A 13,772-nucleotide genomic window follows, 5' to 3' on the forward strand; every position below is an offset into this window, starting at 1 on the left:
CTGCACTGGGCCTGTCGCGCCGCATGGTGGCGCACCGACCGTTTACGCCAAGTCAGCACGAGCCGCCACCGTTTCCGGTATCTACCAGGCGCAGACCCTGGTGTTGGTTTCCGGATTGTTCCAGCAGGCGCCGTCGTCGCGGCTGCGCACATACTGGCCGGGCAGCGGAACGTTGGGCCCGCCGAGATTGATGAACCCGAAGGCGAAACCCGGCTGGTCGACTTCCAGCGTGATCGTCGGATAGCCGGGCGCCGAGATGCGGAAGCTGCCGGCATCGTCCAGCCCCCTGAAATTGCACTGGTAATAGCCGTCGTCCGTGGTGAAGCAGCGCGCCCGCTTGGCCTCCGCGCCGGACGACAAAGCCAGCATGGTCGCAACGCACAAGCCTCCACCGAGAAGAATTCTGCCTGAAATCATCCGAACCCCCGTTCCGAACGCCGCCTCCGTCCGGGCGGCCGTGCCTTGCTGACACGGACATGACGGCAAAATTGGGTCAAGCCCAGTGACGCCGACCGAAGACCGCGACTCAATCCGCGCCGCGAATCGCCACGATGAACAGGCGCGGGAACTTCAACAGCACCTTGCCGTCGGCCGCCGGCGGATAGGCCTCACCGATCCGCGCCAGGTAGCGGTCGAGGAACAGGCGCCGTTCGTCTTCGTCCAACGGGTCGATGAAGGGTTTCAGCCCGGTCGACTTCAGCCACTCCACGATGGCCGCTGGACCGGCGAGCGGGTGGTAATAATGCGTGTGCCAGATATCGAGCCGCGCCGACTGCGGCTTGAGCAGGTCGTAGTAGAACGACACCGGCGGTAGCGGCGCCCGCGCCGCCCCTTTCAGCCTGTCCGCGAAGGGCGCCTCCGCCGCCACCGCGCGCATCAGGCTGTGCGACGGCTCCGACAGATTGTCCGGCATCTGCACGGCGAGCACGCCGCCCGGTGCCAGCAGCCCCATCAGCCGCTTGAACACAGCCGGATGCTGCGGCAGCCACTGGAAAATGGCATTGGCGAAGATGACGTCGACCGGCTCCTCGGGCGTCCAGCCTTCGGCATCCGCAAGCTCGAAGGAAACGCCCGGCAGGCGCACCCTCGCCTTCTCGATCATGTCCGGCGAGGTGTCGAACCCGCTCACCTTCGCCTTGGGCCACCGCTCGACCAGCAGTTCGGTCGAATTGCCCGGCCCGCAGCCGATATCAACCACGCGCTTCGGCTCCGCCAGCGGCACCTGCGCCAGCAGATCCCGCGCCGGCCGCGTGCGCTCGTCTTCGAATTTCAGATACTGCGCGGCGGACCAGTCGGCCATTGGCATGCTCCTTTAAACAAAACGCCCCGCTCGGGTGGCGGGGCGTCTTCAAATCAGCGGGTCAACCTCTTGTGCGTCATGCGGTGCGGGGTGAGCGCTTCCGGTCCGAGGCGCCGCACCTTGTCCTTCTCGTAGTCCTCGAAGTTGCCCTCGAACCACTCGACATGGGCGTCGCCCTCGAAGGCGAGCATGTGGGTCGCCAGGCGGTCGAGGAACATGCGGTCGTGGCTGATGATGACGGCGCAGCCCGCATAGGCCTCCAGCGCGTCCTCAAGCGCTGCCAGCGTCTCGGTGTCGAGGTCGTTGGTCGGTTCGTCGAGGAGCAGCACGTTGCCGCCGTTCTTCAGCATCTTGGCCAGGTGCACGCGGTTGCGCTGGCCGCCCGAGAGCGAGCCGACCTTCTGCTGCTGGTCGCCGCCGCGGAAGTTGAAGGACGAGCAGTAGGCGCGGGAATTGACCTCGTGCTTGCCGAGCTTGATGACCTCGGCGCCGCCAGAGATTTCCTCCCACACGGTCTTGTTCGGGTCGAGCGCGTCGCGGCTCTGGTCGACGTAGCCGAGCCTGACGGTCTCGCCCTTGCGGATCGAGCCGGCGTCGGGCTGTTCCTGTTCGGTGATCATCTTGAACAGCGTCGTCTTGCCGGCGCCGTTAGGGCCGATGATGCCGACGATGCCGCCCGGCGGCAGGCGGAACGACAGATCCTCGATCAGCACCTCGTCGCCAAAGCCCTTCTTCAGCCCCTCGACCTCGATGACGACGTTGCCCAGCCGCTCGCTGGTCGGGATGACGATCTGCGTGTCGGTCGGCTTGCGGTTGTTGGCCTGCTCCAGCAAATCCTCATAGGCGCTGATGCGCGCCTTCGATTTGGTCTGGCGCGCCTTGGGCGAGGACGCGATCCACTCGCGCTCGCGCCAGATCGCCTTCTGGCGGGCGTCGTCCTCGCGGCCTTCCTGGATCAGGCGCTTGGCCTTGGCATCGAGATACTTGGTGTAGTTGCCCTCGTAGGGAATGCCGCGGCCGCGATCGAGCTCGAGAATCCAGCCCGTGACGTTGTCGAGGAAGTAGCGGTCGTGGGTGATGATGAGCACGGCACCCGGATAGTCGCGCAGGTGCTTTTCCAGCCATTGCGTCGTCTCGGCGTCGAGGTGGTTGGTCGGTTCGTCGAGCAGCAGCAGGTCGGGCTGCTCCAGCAGCAGCCGGCACAGCGCTACCCGGCGGCGCTCGCCGCCCGAAAGCGTGGTGACGTCGGCGTCCTTGGGCGGACAGGCCAGCGCCTCCATCGCCATCTCGACCTGCTGTTCGAGGTCCCACAGGTTGAGCCGGTCCATCTCGTCCTGCAACTGCGCGGACTCGTCAGCCGTCTCGTCGGAGTAATTCATCATCAGTTCGTTGTAGCGCTCGATGATGGCGGTCTTCTTCTTGACCCCGTCCATGACGTTCTCGAACACGGTCTTGTTCGGGTCGAGCTGCGGCTCCTGCGCGAGGTAGCCGACGGTCGCCCCTTCGGCCAGCCAGGCTTCGCCCTGGAACTCCTTGTCCATCCCCGCCATGATCTTGAGGATGGTCGACTTGCCGGCGCCGTTAGGGCCGAGGATGCCGATCTTGGCGTCCGGGTAGAAGGACAGATGGACGTTGTCGAGCACCTTCTTGGTGCCGTAGGCCTTGGAGAGGCCGGACATATGATAGATGAACTGGCGTGCCACGCTTGGCGTTTCCCTGATCGATCTTTGTGGATTTGCCGGATAGCCGGAGTTGGCCGCTATGTAGGCGATAGGCGCCGAAACGGCAATCGCCTTTCGGTCGCGGTCGGCTGGCGGCGTCGCCCGCGCAAGGCGGCCCCCGGCCTATTGATGGCCGGCGGCGTCCACGAGCCCCTTCGGACAGCCGGCATTGCCGGTCGCCGCCGACGCCAGGAGCATGTCGGCAAGCTTGCCGTCACCGCCCGGCACCCCTGCCAGCCCCAGCGTGATCTCGCCGATCATGCGCCGGCCGTTCGACGGGTCCTTGACGCAGGACACCCTGACCCGGTCGCCCGCGCCCGGACCGAACGCCGCGTCGAAGGCGCCGCGGATCTGGACGGAAGTCAGGTCGCGACCGACATTCTGCACAAAAAGGTCGCGGACCGGCGAAGCGTTGACGGTCCGCGCCAGTGCCAGCGCCGCCGAGAAATAGGCCTGCGGGTCCATGCCAGAGCAGGTGCCGTGCTTGATCCACTCGTGCCGCTCCAGCGCCGATTGCGTGCCGGGCATGACCGTGTCCAGTTCCTGCCGGGTCGCTGCATCGAGCGTCACCGCCGGCAGGTCGGTCCAGCGGTCGGGCTTGTCGTTGACCCGGTCGGAGGCCTTGACCCCGCAGTAGAAATTGCCGTTCGGCTGCGGCCACAGCCCGTGCAGGGTGAAATGCACGGCGTCGAACCCTTGCGCCGTCTGGGCACGGCACTCCGGCTTCTTCGATTTCGTCTCGCAGAAGGCCGGCTGCCAGCTCAGCGCCAGCACATATTCCGGCTTGCCGCCTGCGGACGCGGCAGCCTTGCCTGCATCCTTGTCAGGCACGGCAGCCGGCGCCTCGGTGGCCTGACCACCGGCCAGATGGCCGCACGTCACCTTGATCCAGCGCCGGTCGGGATCGGCACCGGGAACCTCGATCAGGTAGTGCGTCGGCATCGCCTTGTTGCCGGCGAGAAGATCGTAGGTCTTCCCGGCTTCGGTCGCGACGTTGCCCGGATTCTTTGCCGTCTTGATCGACTGGGTTGCCGCGCAGACGCGGGTTGCGACGAAGGAGCCGCTCAGCTTTACCTCGGCCTGTGCAGCGCCACCGAAGAACACGCCCGCCAGAAGTGCCGCGAAAGCCAGACCGATGCGCATGATGATTTCCTTGCCGAACCAGATGCACCCGACATTGCCACGGGCGCCGCGTCAGAATTGCGGCTGGGACACGAACAGGCAAGTCCGATGACGAAAAATGGTCATTGCGGGAAAACATCCGCAGCGATTGTCAAATCCGGCACCGACCTGCTCTTGACGCCATCCCGCGCCGCGCTCATCAGTTGGCGAACCATGCCGTTCGACAGTCGCACGACGCTCGCCTCGCCCACCGGCGCGGCACTCAATCTCTACACGAAACGCGCGGTCGTCCCGCCCCGCGCCGTGGTCCAGGTCAATCACGGGCTGGCCGAGCACGCGGCGCGCTATGCGCGCTTCGCCGATTTTCTCAGCGAACGCGGTTTTCATACCTACGCCCACGACCACCGTGGCCACGGCCACACGAAGGCGCCTGACGCCCCGCTCGGGCGCTTTGCCGAAGCCGGCGGCGGCGACAAGGTGCTGGCCGACGTCGCCGCCGTTCACGACCTGATCGCCAAGGAAAACCCTGGCCTGCCGGTGATCCTGTTCGGCCATTCCATGGGCGGGCTGATCGCGCTGAACTTCCTGCTGCGACATTCGACGCGCGTCCATGCCGCCGCCGTCTGGAACGCCAATTTCACCGCCGGCCTCGCCGGGCGTGCAGCGCTCGCCATCCTGGCATGGGAGCGGTTCCGTCTCGGCTCCGACGTGCCGTCGCGCCTGCTGCCGAAGCTGACGTTCCAGGCCTGGGGCAAGGCGGTGCCGAACCATCGCACGCCATTCGACTGGCTGTCGCGGGACGCGGCCGAGGTCGACGCTTACATTGCTGATCCGCTGTGCGGCTGGGATGCCTCTGTGTCGCTGTGGCGCGACCTGTTCGGCTTCATCTTCGCCGGCGCCGACGACGCCAATTTCGCCGCCATGCGCCGCGACCTGCCCGTCCTGCTCGTCGGCGGGGAAAAGGACCCGGCGACCGACGGCGGCAGGGCTGTCACGCACCTGGCGGGCCGCATGCGGCGGATGGGTTTTTCGAATCTGGTTTCAACGATTTATCCGGAAACCCGGCACGAAAGCCTCAACGAGGTGAATCGAAACGTTATCATGGCAGATTTCGTCGCCTGGGCGGACGGCGCGCTGCGCCGTTCTGGCCCATCGCAAGGCCAGTGACAGACGGCGGCGGGCTTGATAGAGCCTCCCCGTCCGACCATTTCCCGGTGATCCATGGCTGAACCACCGCTCAAAGGCATCCGCGTCATCGAGCTTGCCCGCATCCTCGCCGGCCCCTGGGCCGGGCAGTTGCTGGCCGACCTCGGCGCCGACGTCATCAAGGTCGAGAACCCGGACGGCGGCGACGACACCCGCAAATGGGGGCCGCCCTTCGTCACCGGCCATGACGGCGAGAACCTGTCGGCGGCCTACTATCACGCCTGCAACCGCGGCAAGCGCTCGGTCGCGGTCGACTTCTCCAGCCCGGAAGGCGCGGAGACCGTGCGCCGCCTCGTCGCCACAGCCGACGTGCTGATCGAGAACTTCAAGCTCGGCGGCCTGAAGAAATACGGCCTCGACTACCAGAGCCTGAAGGCGATCAACCCGCGCCTCGTCTATTGCTCCATCACCGGCTTCGGCCAGAGCGGCCCCTACGCCCCGCGCGCGGGCTACGATTTCATCGTGCAGGGCATGTCCGGCCTGATGTCGATCACCGGCCCGGCCGGCGGCGAGCCGCAGAAGGTGGGCGTCGCCGTCACCGACATCTTCACGGGCCTCTATTCGGTCGTCGCCATCCAGGCCGCGTTGCGCCATGCCGAGGCGACCGGACACGGCCAGCACATCGACATGGCGCTGTTCGATTCCCAGGTCTCGGTGCTCGCCAACCAGAACCTGAACTATCTGGTGTCCGGCAACTCGCCCGTGCAGATGGGCAACGCGCACCCCAACATCGCACCCTACGAGGTGCTGCCGGTGAAGGACGGGCACTTCATCCTCGCCGTCGGCAATGACGGCCAGTTCGCGAAATTCTGCGGCGTCGTCGGACTCGGCACCCTGGCGACGAACCCCGATTTCGCCACCAATTCCGCTCGCGTCGCCAACCGCGCGGCGCTTCGCGGCCATATGGTGGCGGCGCTTGCCGCCTTCACCCGCGAAGCTCTTTTGCCGAAGCTGGAGGCCGCCGGCGTGCCGGCCAGCCCCATCAACACAATCGGCCAGATGTTCGCCGACCCGCAGGTGGCCGCGCGCGGCATGCGCATGGACCTCGACGACGGCCACGGCAATGCGCTGCCTTCGGTGCGCGCGCCGATGGTCATGAGCGAAACACCGCTTAACTATTCCCGTCCCTCGCCCCGGCTCGGCGAGCACACGGACGAAATCCTCGCCGAACTGGAGAAACGCAAACCATGAAGACGGGCGGACAACTGATCGTCGAGGCGCTGGAAGCGAACGCGGTCGAGCGCATCTTCTGCGTTCCCGGTGAAAGCTACCTCGCCGTGCTCGACGCGCTGCACGATTCCTCGATCAAGACCGTCGTCTGCCGCCAGGAAGGCGGCGCGGCCATGATGGCCGACTGCGAAGGCCGCCTGACCGGCCGCCCCGGCATCTGCTTCGTCACCCGCGGCCCCGGCGCCACCAACGCTTCGGCCGGCATCCACATCGCCATGCAGGATTCCGTTCCGATGATCCTGTTCATCGGCCAGATCGCCGCGCACGCGAAACACCGCGAGGCGTTCCAGGAGGTCGACTACAAGGCCTTCTTCGGCGACATCGCCAAATGGGTGGTGGAGATCGAGGACGCCGCCCGCATCCCCGAACTCGTCACCCGCGCCTTTGCGGTGGCCACCTCCGGCCGCCCCGGCCCGGTGGTCATATCGCTGCCGGAAGACATGCTGACCGACGAGGTCGAGGCGCCTGCCGCCCTGCCCTTCACGCCGGTCGAGACGCGGCCGGGCGAAGCCGAGCTGGCGGAACTGGAAACGCTGCTCAATGCGGCGAAGAATCCGTTCGTCATCCTCGGCGGCACCCGCTGGGGCGAACAGGCCGTCGCCGACATGCGGCAGATCGCGGAGAACTGGGCGCTGCCGGTCGGCGTCTCCTTCCGCCGCCAGATGCTGTTCGATCACCTGCACGAAAACTATGCCGGCGACGTCGGCATCGGCCTGAACCCGAAGCTCGCCCAGCGAGTCAAGGAGGCCGACCTGATCCTGCTGGTCGGCGGCCGTTTCGGCGAGATGCCGTCCTCCGACTACACGCTGATGAAAAGCCCGTACCCGGACCAGAAGCTGGTCCATGTCCATGCCGACGCCAACGAGCTTGGCCGCGTCTACCGGCCGACGCTGGCGATCAACGCCTCGCCGGCCGCCTTCGTCGAAGCCTTCGCGAAGCGCAAGGGTCCGGCCTCGCCGAACTGGGCCGCCGAGACGAGCCAAGCGCATACCGACTATCTCGCCTGGTCGACGCCGCCGAAGACCGGCCCCGGCGCGGTCCATATGGGGCCGATCGTGGAGTATCTGGAAGGCGTGCTGCCGGAAGACGCCATCATCTGCAACGGCGCCGGCAATTTCGCCACCTGGATGCACCGCTTCCACCGCTTCCGCCGCTACAACACGCAGGCCGCCCCCACTTCCGGTTCGATGGGCTACGGCCTGCCGGCCGGCGTCGGCGCGAAAAGCGTGTTCCCGGACCGCGAGGTGATCGTATGGGCCGGCGACGGCGATTTCCTCATGCACGGGCAGGAATTCTCGACCGCCGTCCAGTACGACCTGCCCATCATCGTCGTGATCCTGAACAACGGCATCTACGGCACGATCCGCATGCATCAGGAGCGCGAATATCCCGGCCGCGTCTCCGGCACCATGCTGAAGAATCCCGATTTCGCCGCCTACGCCCGCGCCTTCGGCGGCCATGGCGAGACGGTTGAGAAGACCGAGGATTTCGCGGCGGCCTTCGAGCGCGCGCGCGCAAGCGGCAAGCCTTCCATCATCGAGGTCAAGCTCGACCCCGAGGCGATCACGCCGACCCGCACGCTGAGCGACATTCGCGAGAAGCGCTGATCTGCATCTTCCGAAACCGGCCGCCGATCTCCGGAGATTCCTCAGACAGCGGCCACGATGACGTGTGCCTGGATCTTGGCGGAAATCGCGCCGCGCCCGTACCTGTCGGCAAGTGCTGCTTCGGCACGGTCGGTCGCCGCTTCCAGGTTGCCCGCCCTGGCTTCGATTTCGTCGCGAACCGGGGTGCCCTGGCAATAGGCGAGCGCCGCGAAACGCGGCGAGGGAGCGCGGCTTTGCTCGGCTTTCGTCTCGATGGTCACGCGGGAGAAGCCGGCCGCTTCGACATCGCTGCGGATCAATGCCGTATCGTGGTAGCCGTGCGGCGTCCGCGCCATGAAGCGTGGCGGGTCGTCCGGAAACATCTGCGCCAGCGCCTTCGTCACGTCGTCGGCAAAGACGTTTTCCTCGATGCGGTCCCATACGCTGAACAGGAAATGGCCTCCGGGCTTCAGCACCCGCCTCGCCTCGCGATGGCCGGCGACGCGGTCGGGAAAGAACATCGCGCCGAACTGGCAACAGACGACGTCGAAGGAAGCATCCTCGAAAGGCAATGCCAGAGCGTCCGCCCTCAGCCATTGGATGCGGCTGTCAGCAGGCTGCCGTGACGCGGCATGGTCGAGCATCGGCTGGCTGAGGTCGGTCACGACATAGATCGCATCGGACGACAGCTTCGGCGCCAGTGCCCGCGTGACGGCCCCGGTGCCCGCGGCGATTTCCAGAACGGCTTTCGGCGACAGCAACGCCACGCGCCGCGCGAGATCGGCGGCATACGGCTCGAAAATCAACGGTACCATGTAGCGGTCGTAATTTTCCGGGACCGAGCCGGCGAACGCCTTGTCCGCTTCCAGCATGGGTGTCACCTGCGGCCTGTGCGACGACGCTCCAATATTAGCATTTCCTGAAGCCGCGTTCCACGAAGCGCCCGACGGCACCCATCATCATTTCGGTTGATGGCAGCGGAACTCAGGCCGCCGCCAGCGCCTGCGCAAGGTCAGCAACAAGGTCGTCAGGATGTTCCACGCCGATCGATAGCCGGATGGTGGTTTCCAGCACGCCGATCTTCTGGCGGACCTCGAACGGCACGCCCGAATGCGTCATCGCCGCCGGATGGCTGGCAAGCGATTCCGTGCCGCCGAGGCTGACCGCCAGCTTGAACACCTGCAATGCGTTGAGGAAGGCGAAGGCCGCCGCCTCGCCGCCCTTGATATCGAACGAAAAGGTCGATCCGGCGCCGCTGCACTGCGCGGAAAACACCTTCGCCGCCGGCGATCCCGCCGGCAGGAACGGCGGATAGTGGACGCGGGTGACCTTGGCGTGGTCGCGCAGGAATTCGGCCACCGCGCGCGCATTCTCGTTGGCCTTGTGCATGCGGATCGACAGCGTCTCCAGCGAGCGGCCGAGCATCCAGCACGAATGCGGATCGAGTTGCGTGCCGATGGCGCCGCGCAGCGCCTTGATCGGCTTCGTCGCCGCCTTGGAGCCCATCACCGCGCCGGCGATGAGGTCCGAATGGCCGCCGACATATTTGGTCAGCGAATAGACCGACAGGTCCGCCCCATGCTCGATGGGCCGCTGGAAGACCGGGCCGAGCAAGGTGTTGTCGCAGGCGACCACCGGCCGCGAGCCCTGCTTTTCGCCGATCTCGTCGGCGATCCTTTTCATCAGCGCGATATCGACCAGCGTGTTGGTCGGGTTGGAGGGCGTCTCGATCAGGATGACGGCGACGCGCCCCTTGGCCGCCGCCTCGTCCGCCGCCGCGCGCACCGCCTGCTCGTCGACACCGTCGGCGAAGCCCACGGCCGCGATGCCGAAGCCGGCCAGCGTACGCGTCAAAAGCGTCTCCGTGCCGCCGTAGAGCGGCTGCGAATGCAGGATGACGTCGCCCGGCCGCGCCAGCGCAAGCAGCGTGGTGGCGATCGCCGACATGCCCGAGGAAAACAGGATGCAGGCTTCCGTGTTCTCGTAGACGGCCAGCCGGTCCTCGACGATCTCGCTGTTGGGATGGTTAAAGCGTGAATAGACCAGCCCGGCCGCGGTGCCGCTCGGCGGCTCCTTGCGGCCGGCCGTGTAGTCGAAGAAATCGCGCCCCTCCTCCGCAGTCTTGAACACGAAGGTCGAGGTCAGGAACACCGGCGGCTTCACCGCGCCCTCGGAGAGCAGCGGGTCGAAGCCGTAACCGAGCATCAGCGTTTCGGGATGGAGCTTGTGGTTGCCGATATGGGTCTTGGAGGGACGCGGAGCGGTCATGATGATCCTCGGGATTTGCGGCTATGCAGCCTTCATGGCCGCCAGCCTACACCCCGCCCCGTCGGCTCGTCATCGTCGCGCAAACAAAAAGGGGCGGTCGCCCGCCCCTTTCGCGCTCGAAGCGTCCAATGACGGCTACTGCGAAGCCTTGTCGGTGATCGCCGTGGTGTAGGCGCCGGTCGGCTCCTTGGTGATGATCTTCTGGTCGAGCAGCGCCTTGGCGGTGCGCTCGTAAGCTTCCGGGATGAGCTTGCCGTCGGCGTTGTCGATCAGCTTGGCCACCTCGCCCATCATGAACTTCTGGTGGTTCTCGTCCTGGCCGCCATTGTCGACGACGATGCCGGCGGCTTCGTCGACATGCTCGGTGGCGTATTTCCAGCCCTTCATCGAGGCACGCACGAAACGCACCATCTTGTCCTCGAAGGCCGGGTCCTTGAGCTTGTCCTCCATCGCGTAGAGGCCGTCCTCAAGCAGGTCGTTGCCCATGGCCGTGTAGTTGAAGACAATCAGGTCTTCCGGCTTGTAGCCGGCGTCGAGCACTTGGCCGTATTCGTTATAGGTCATGACCGAGATGCAGTCCGCCTGCTTCTGGATCAGCGGCTGCACGTCGAAGCTCTGCTTGAGCACGGTCACGCCGTCCGGGCCGCCGTCGGTCGACAGGCCGATCTTGTGCATCCAGGCGTAGAACGGGTACTCGTTGCCGAAGAACCAGACGCCGAGCGTATGGCCCTTGAAGTCGGCTTCGGTCTTGATCGGCCCGTCCTTCGGGCACACCAGTTCCATGCCCGCCTTCTTGTAGGGCTGGGCGATGTTGACGAGATTGACGCCCTTGTCGCGCGCCGCAAGGGCCGCCGCCATCCAGGTGACGATGACGTCGGCGCCGCCGCCGGCGATCACCTGCTCGGGCGCGATGTCCGGCCCGCCGGGCTTGATGTCGACGTCAAGACCTTCCTCCTCGTAGAAACCCTTGTCCTTGGCCACATAGTAGCCGGCGAACTGCGCCTGCGTGACCCACTTGAGCTGCAGCGTCACCTTGTCGGCGGCGATCGCCTGGAAAGCGGCCAGCGACATTGCCCCCGCCAACATAGAAACGATAAGCTTTTTCATGCCGTTACCCTCTGGTTCTGGTTGGTTGTCATACCTGCCTGAAACCGCCCTATCCCCCGCGGATGGACGGATGCCAAAACGTGGCTGCTCTCTCCAACAGCGCGACCACGCCATAAAAGACCGAACCCGCAAGGGCTGCAACCGCGATTTCGGCCCATACCATGTCGATGTTCATGCGCCCGACTTCCGTCGAGATGCGGAAGCCCATGCCGACCACCGGAGTGCCGAAGAATTCGGCCACGATGGCGCCGATCAGCGCCAGCGTCGAATTGATCTTCAGCGCGTTGAAGATGAAAGGGCCTGCCGCCGGCAGCCTGAGCTTGAACAGCGTCTGCCAGTAGCTCGACGCATAGGTGCGCATCAGGTCGCGCTCCATGTGGCTGGACGCCGCCAGCCCCGCCACCGTGTTCACCAGCATCGGGAAGAAAGTCATGATGATGACAACGGCGGCCTTGGACTGCCAATCGAAGCCGAACCACATGACCATGATCGGCGCCACGCCGATGATCGGCAGCGCCGAGACGAGGTTGCCGATCGGGATCAGTCCGCGCCGCAGGAACAGGAAGCGGTCCGCCAGGATGGCGACGACGAAACCAGCGGCGCAGCCGACGACATAGCCGACCAGCACAGCCTTGAAGATGGTCTGGCGCACGTCCTCGCCGAGAATCGGCAAGGAGTTGACGATGCGCGCGCCGATGGCGCTCGGCGGCGGCAGGAGAATGAAGGGGATGCCGGCGCCGCGCACGACCGCTTCCCACAGGATCAGCAGCCATGCGCCGAACAGCGCCGGAACGACGAGATTCAGCGCCAGCCGCTCCCAGCGTTCGGCCGGTCGCATGGAAGACAGCACCGCCACGCAGCGCCAGCCGAGCAACCACGCGGCCGTCAGCGCGCAATAATAAGGCGCCTTCGCCGTTCCCTCGAAACCGCCGATGCCGGCAAGCAGCAGCCATGCGGCTCCATGCGCGCCGACGAACAGCACCAGCGCCTCGGCGAACGGCCGCAGGCGCAGCATCGAGCCCAGCGCCGCAAGGCCGATCAGGCCGAGGATCACGCTTTTGGTGCCGAGATAGGGATAGGCGGCGCCGGCCGCCGGATTGGCGATAGCGTCGGCTTCCGGCTGCGTCATGGCACCGAGGACGAGGCCGATCACGACCAGCAACAGGGCAAGCATCGCCTGCCATGAGGGCTTGAGCCGCGCCGTCATGCCGGCCTCCCGCCCATGGCGCGCTCGACGATGCGGCTGGCCAACCCGACCGCCGCCACCAGAAGCGCCGCCACTACCGAACCGGCGACCAGCGCCGCCCAGATGTCGATGGTCTGGCTGTAATAGGCACCCGCGAGCAGCTTGGCGCCGATGCCGGCGACGGCGCCCGTCGGCAATTCGCCGACGATGGCGCCGACGAGGCTGGCGGCGACCGCGACCTTCATCGAGGCGAACAGGAACGGCACCGAGGCCGGCACGCGCAGCTTCCAGAAAATCTGCGCGCGGCTGGCATTATAGGTGTGCATCAGGTCGAGATGCATGAGTTCGGGCGAGCGCAGCCCCTTCACCATGCCGACGGCGACGGGGAAGAAGGAGAGGTACGTCGAGATCAGCGCCTTGGGTATCAGACCGGTGATGCCGACGGCGGCCAGCACCACGATGATCATCGGCGCCACCGCCAGGATGGGGATCGTCTGCGAAGCAATGATCCATGGCATCAGGCTCTTGTCGAGCGTCGTCACATGGACGATGCCGACGGCGATGACGATGCCGAGGATCGTGCCGAAGGTAAAGCCGAGCAGCGTCGACGACAGCGTCGCCCACGAATGGTAGACGAGGCTGCGGGCGCTGGTGACCTTGCGCAGGAAAGTGTTCTCGAAGAAATTCTGCGCCACCTGGTGCGGCGCCGGAAGCGTCGGCTTCTTCTGCGCCAGCGTCCTGACGACGAATTCCATCGTCGTCGGCGTCTCGCCCGCGCGCCGGTCGAGATCGCGCTGGAACGGCGCGTTGAGCACCACGGCGAAGACGTACCAGAGCACCACGATGCCGGCCAGGATGGTGGAAACGGGAACGATCTTGGAGCGGAGAGAGTCCATGTCAGGCGCCAACCGGCGAAAATATTTGCGGTGCGTCCTTCGAGGCTCGCTGCGCTCGCACCTCAGGATGATGACCGTTTGTGCCAGTCTCTCCTGACAGGTGAGCGCCAGCCTCCCTCATCCTGAGGTGCGAGCGCAGCGAGCCTCGAA

General features: G+C 65.9%; 12 protein-coding genes. 3 read left to right on the forward strand and 9 right to left on the reverse strand.

Features of this window, described 5'->3' with window-relative positions; genetic code table 11:
- Positions 1–81: 81 nt before the first annotated feature.
- The 4 genes from FGU64_RS06430 to FGU64_RS06445 all read right to left on the reverse strand — a co-directional run bounded on the left by FGU64_RS06430 (position 82) and on the right by FGU64_RS06445 (position 4,164).
- Complete coding sequence (locus FGU64_RS06430; protein WP_246671250.1) at positions 82–384, reverse strand: hypothetical protein; 303 nt, start codon at positions 382–384, stop codon at positions 82–84.
- A gap of 142 nt (positions 385–526) precedes the next feature.
- Positions 527–1,300, reverse strand: coding sequence for a trans-aconitate 2-methyltransferase (tam, locus tag FGU64_RS06435; RefSeq protein WP_139951435.1), 774 nt, complete (start codon positions 1,298–1,300; stop codon positions 527–529).
- 53 nt (positions 1,301–1,353) lie between these two features.
- Complete coding sequence (gene ettA, locus FGU64_RS06440) at positions 1,354–3,003, reverse strand: energy-dependent translational throttle protein EttA (RefSeq protein WP_139951438.1); 1,650 nt, start codon at positions 3,001–3,003, stop codon at positions 1,354–1,356.
- 141 nt (positions 3,004–3,144) lie between these two features.
- Entirely contained in the window at positions 3,145–4,164 is a 1,020-nt protein-coding gene (locus tag FGU64_RS06445; RefSeq protein ID WP_139951441.1) for a ribonuclease, read from the reverse strand.
- Positions 4,165–4,356: 192 nt separating this feature from the next.
- On the opposite strand from FGU64_RS06445, the gene FGU64_RS06450 reads away from it, so the two are divergent.
- From FGU64_RS06450 to FGU64_RS06460, 3 genes are read left to right on the forward strand one after another with little or no spacing between them, the layout of a single operon-like run.
- The gene (locus FGU64_RS06450) at positions 4,357–5,310 is read left to right on the forward strand and encodes an alpha/beta hydrolase (protein WP_139951444.1); all 954 of its coding nucleotides are present in this window, start codon (positions 4,357–4,359) and stop codon (positions 5,308–5,310) included.
- Positions 5,311–5,364: 54 nt separating this feature from the next.
- Entirely contained in the window at positions 5,365–6,540 is a 1,176-nt protein-coding gene (locus FGU64_RS06455; protein ID WP_139951447.1) for a CaiB/BaiF CoA-transferase family protein, read from the forward strand.
- Positions 6,537–8,186, forward strand: a complete 1,650-nt coding sequence (locus FGU64_RS06460) for a thiamine pyrophosphate-binding protein (protein WP_139951450.1) — start codon at positions 6,537–6,539, stop codon at positions 8,184–8,186. The genes FGU64_RS06455 and FGU64_RS06460 overlap by 4 nt, the downstream gene beginning before the upstream one ends.
- A gap of 41 nt (positions 8,187–8,227) precedes the next feature.
- Here FGU64_RS06460 and FGU64_RS06465 read toward each other — a convergent pair whose 3' ends face one another.
- The 5 genes from FGU64_RS06465 to FGU64_RS06485 form a co-directional block, all read right to left on the reverse strand.
- Complete coding sequence (locus FGU64_RS06465) at positions 8,228–9,037, reverse strand: class I SAM-dependent methyltransferase (protein WP_139951453.1); 810 nt, start codon at positions 9,035–9,037, stop codon at positions 8,228–8,230.
- A gap of 112 nt (positions 9,038–9,149) precedes the next feature.
- Positions 9,150–10,433 carry a cystathionine gamma-synthase family protein gene (locus tag FGU64_RS06470; RefSeq protein ID WP_139951456.1) on the reverse strand — a complete coding sequence of 428 codons (1,284 nt, stop codon included), beginning with the start codon at positions 10,431–10,433 and terminating at the stop codon, positions 9,150–9,152.
- Positions 10,434–10,568: 135 nt separating this feature from the next.
- Positions 10,569–11,540 carry an ABC transporter substrate-binding protein gene (locus FGU64_RS06475; protein ID WP_136352797.1) on the reverse strand — a complete coding sequence of 324 codons (972 nt, stop codon included), beginning with the start codon at positions 11,538–11,540 and terminating at the stop codon, positions 10,569–10,571.
- 49 nt (positions 11,541–11,589) lie between these two features.
- A complete protein-coding gene (locus FGU64_RS06480; RefSeq protein ID WP_139951459.1) occupies positions 11,590–12,747 on the reverse strand; it encodes an ABC transporter permease in 1,158 nt (385 codons plus the stop codon).
- Positions 12,744–13,622 (reverse strand): ABC transporter permease, encoded by an 879-nt coding sequence (locus tag FGU64_RS06485; protein WP_136352793.1) that lies wholly within the window; start codon positions 13,620–13,622, stop codon positions 12,744–12,746. Before FGU64_RS06485 ends, FGU64_RS06480 begins: the two co-directional genes overlap by 4 nt.
- Positions 13,623–13,772: the final 150 nt, after the last annotated feature.

The sequence above is a fragment of the Mesorhizobium sp. 8 genome (genome assembly GCF_006351905.1).
Classification (GTDB): Bacteria; Pseudomonadota; Alphaproteobacteria; order Rhizobiales; family Rhizobiaceae; genus Mesorhizobium; species Mesorhizobium composti.

What these genes read in the sequence shown, in the direction of transcription:
- tam (WP_139951435.1), bottom strand. Translation starts at nt 1,300, where the DNA reads ATGGCCGACTGGTCCGCCGCGCAGTATCTGAAATTCGAAGACGAGCGC.
- FGU64_RS06445 (WP_139951441.1), bottom strand. Translation starts at nt 4,164, where the DNA reads ATGCGCATCGGTCTGGCTTTCGCGGCACTTCTGGCGGGCGTGTTCTTC.
- FGU64_RS06450 (WP_139951444.1), top strand. Translation starts at nt 4,357, where the DNA reads ATGCCGTTCGACAGTCGCACGACGCTCGCCTCGCCCACCGGCGCGGCA.
- FGU64_RS06455 (WP_139951447.1), top strand. Translation starts at nt 5,365, where the DNA reads ATGGCTGAACCACCGCTCAAAGGCATCCGCGTCATCGAGCTTGCCCGC.
- FGU64_RS06460 (WP_139951450.1), top strand. Translation starts at nt 6,537, where the DNA reads ATGAAGACGGGCGGACAACTGATCGTCGAGGCGCTGGAAGCGAACGCG.
- FGU64_RS06465 (WP_139951453.1), bottom strand. Translation starts at nt 9,037, where the DNA reads ATGCTGGAAGCGGACAAGGCGTTCGCCGGCTCGGTCCCGGAAAATTAC.
- FGU64_RS06470 (WP_139951456.1), bottom strand. Translation starts at nt 10,433, where the DNA reads ATGACCGCTCCGCGTCCCTCCAAGACCCATATCGGCAACCACAAGCTC.
- FGU64_RS06475 (WP_136352797.1), bottom strand. Translation starts at nt 11,540, where the DNA reads ATGAAAAAGCTTATCGTTTCTATGTTGGCGGGGGCAATGTCGCTGGCC.
- FGU64_RS06480 (WP_139951459.1), bottom strand. Translation starts at nt 12,747, where the DNA reads ATGACGGCGCGGCTCAAGCCCTCATGGCAGGCGATGCTTGCCCTGTTG.
- FGU64_RS06485 (WP_136352793.1), bottom strand. Translation starts at nt 13,622, where the DNA reads ATGGACTCTCTCCGCTCCAAGATCGTTCCCGTTTCCACCATCCTGGCC.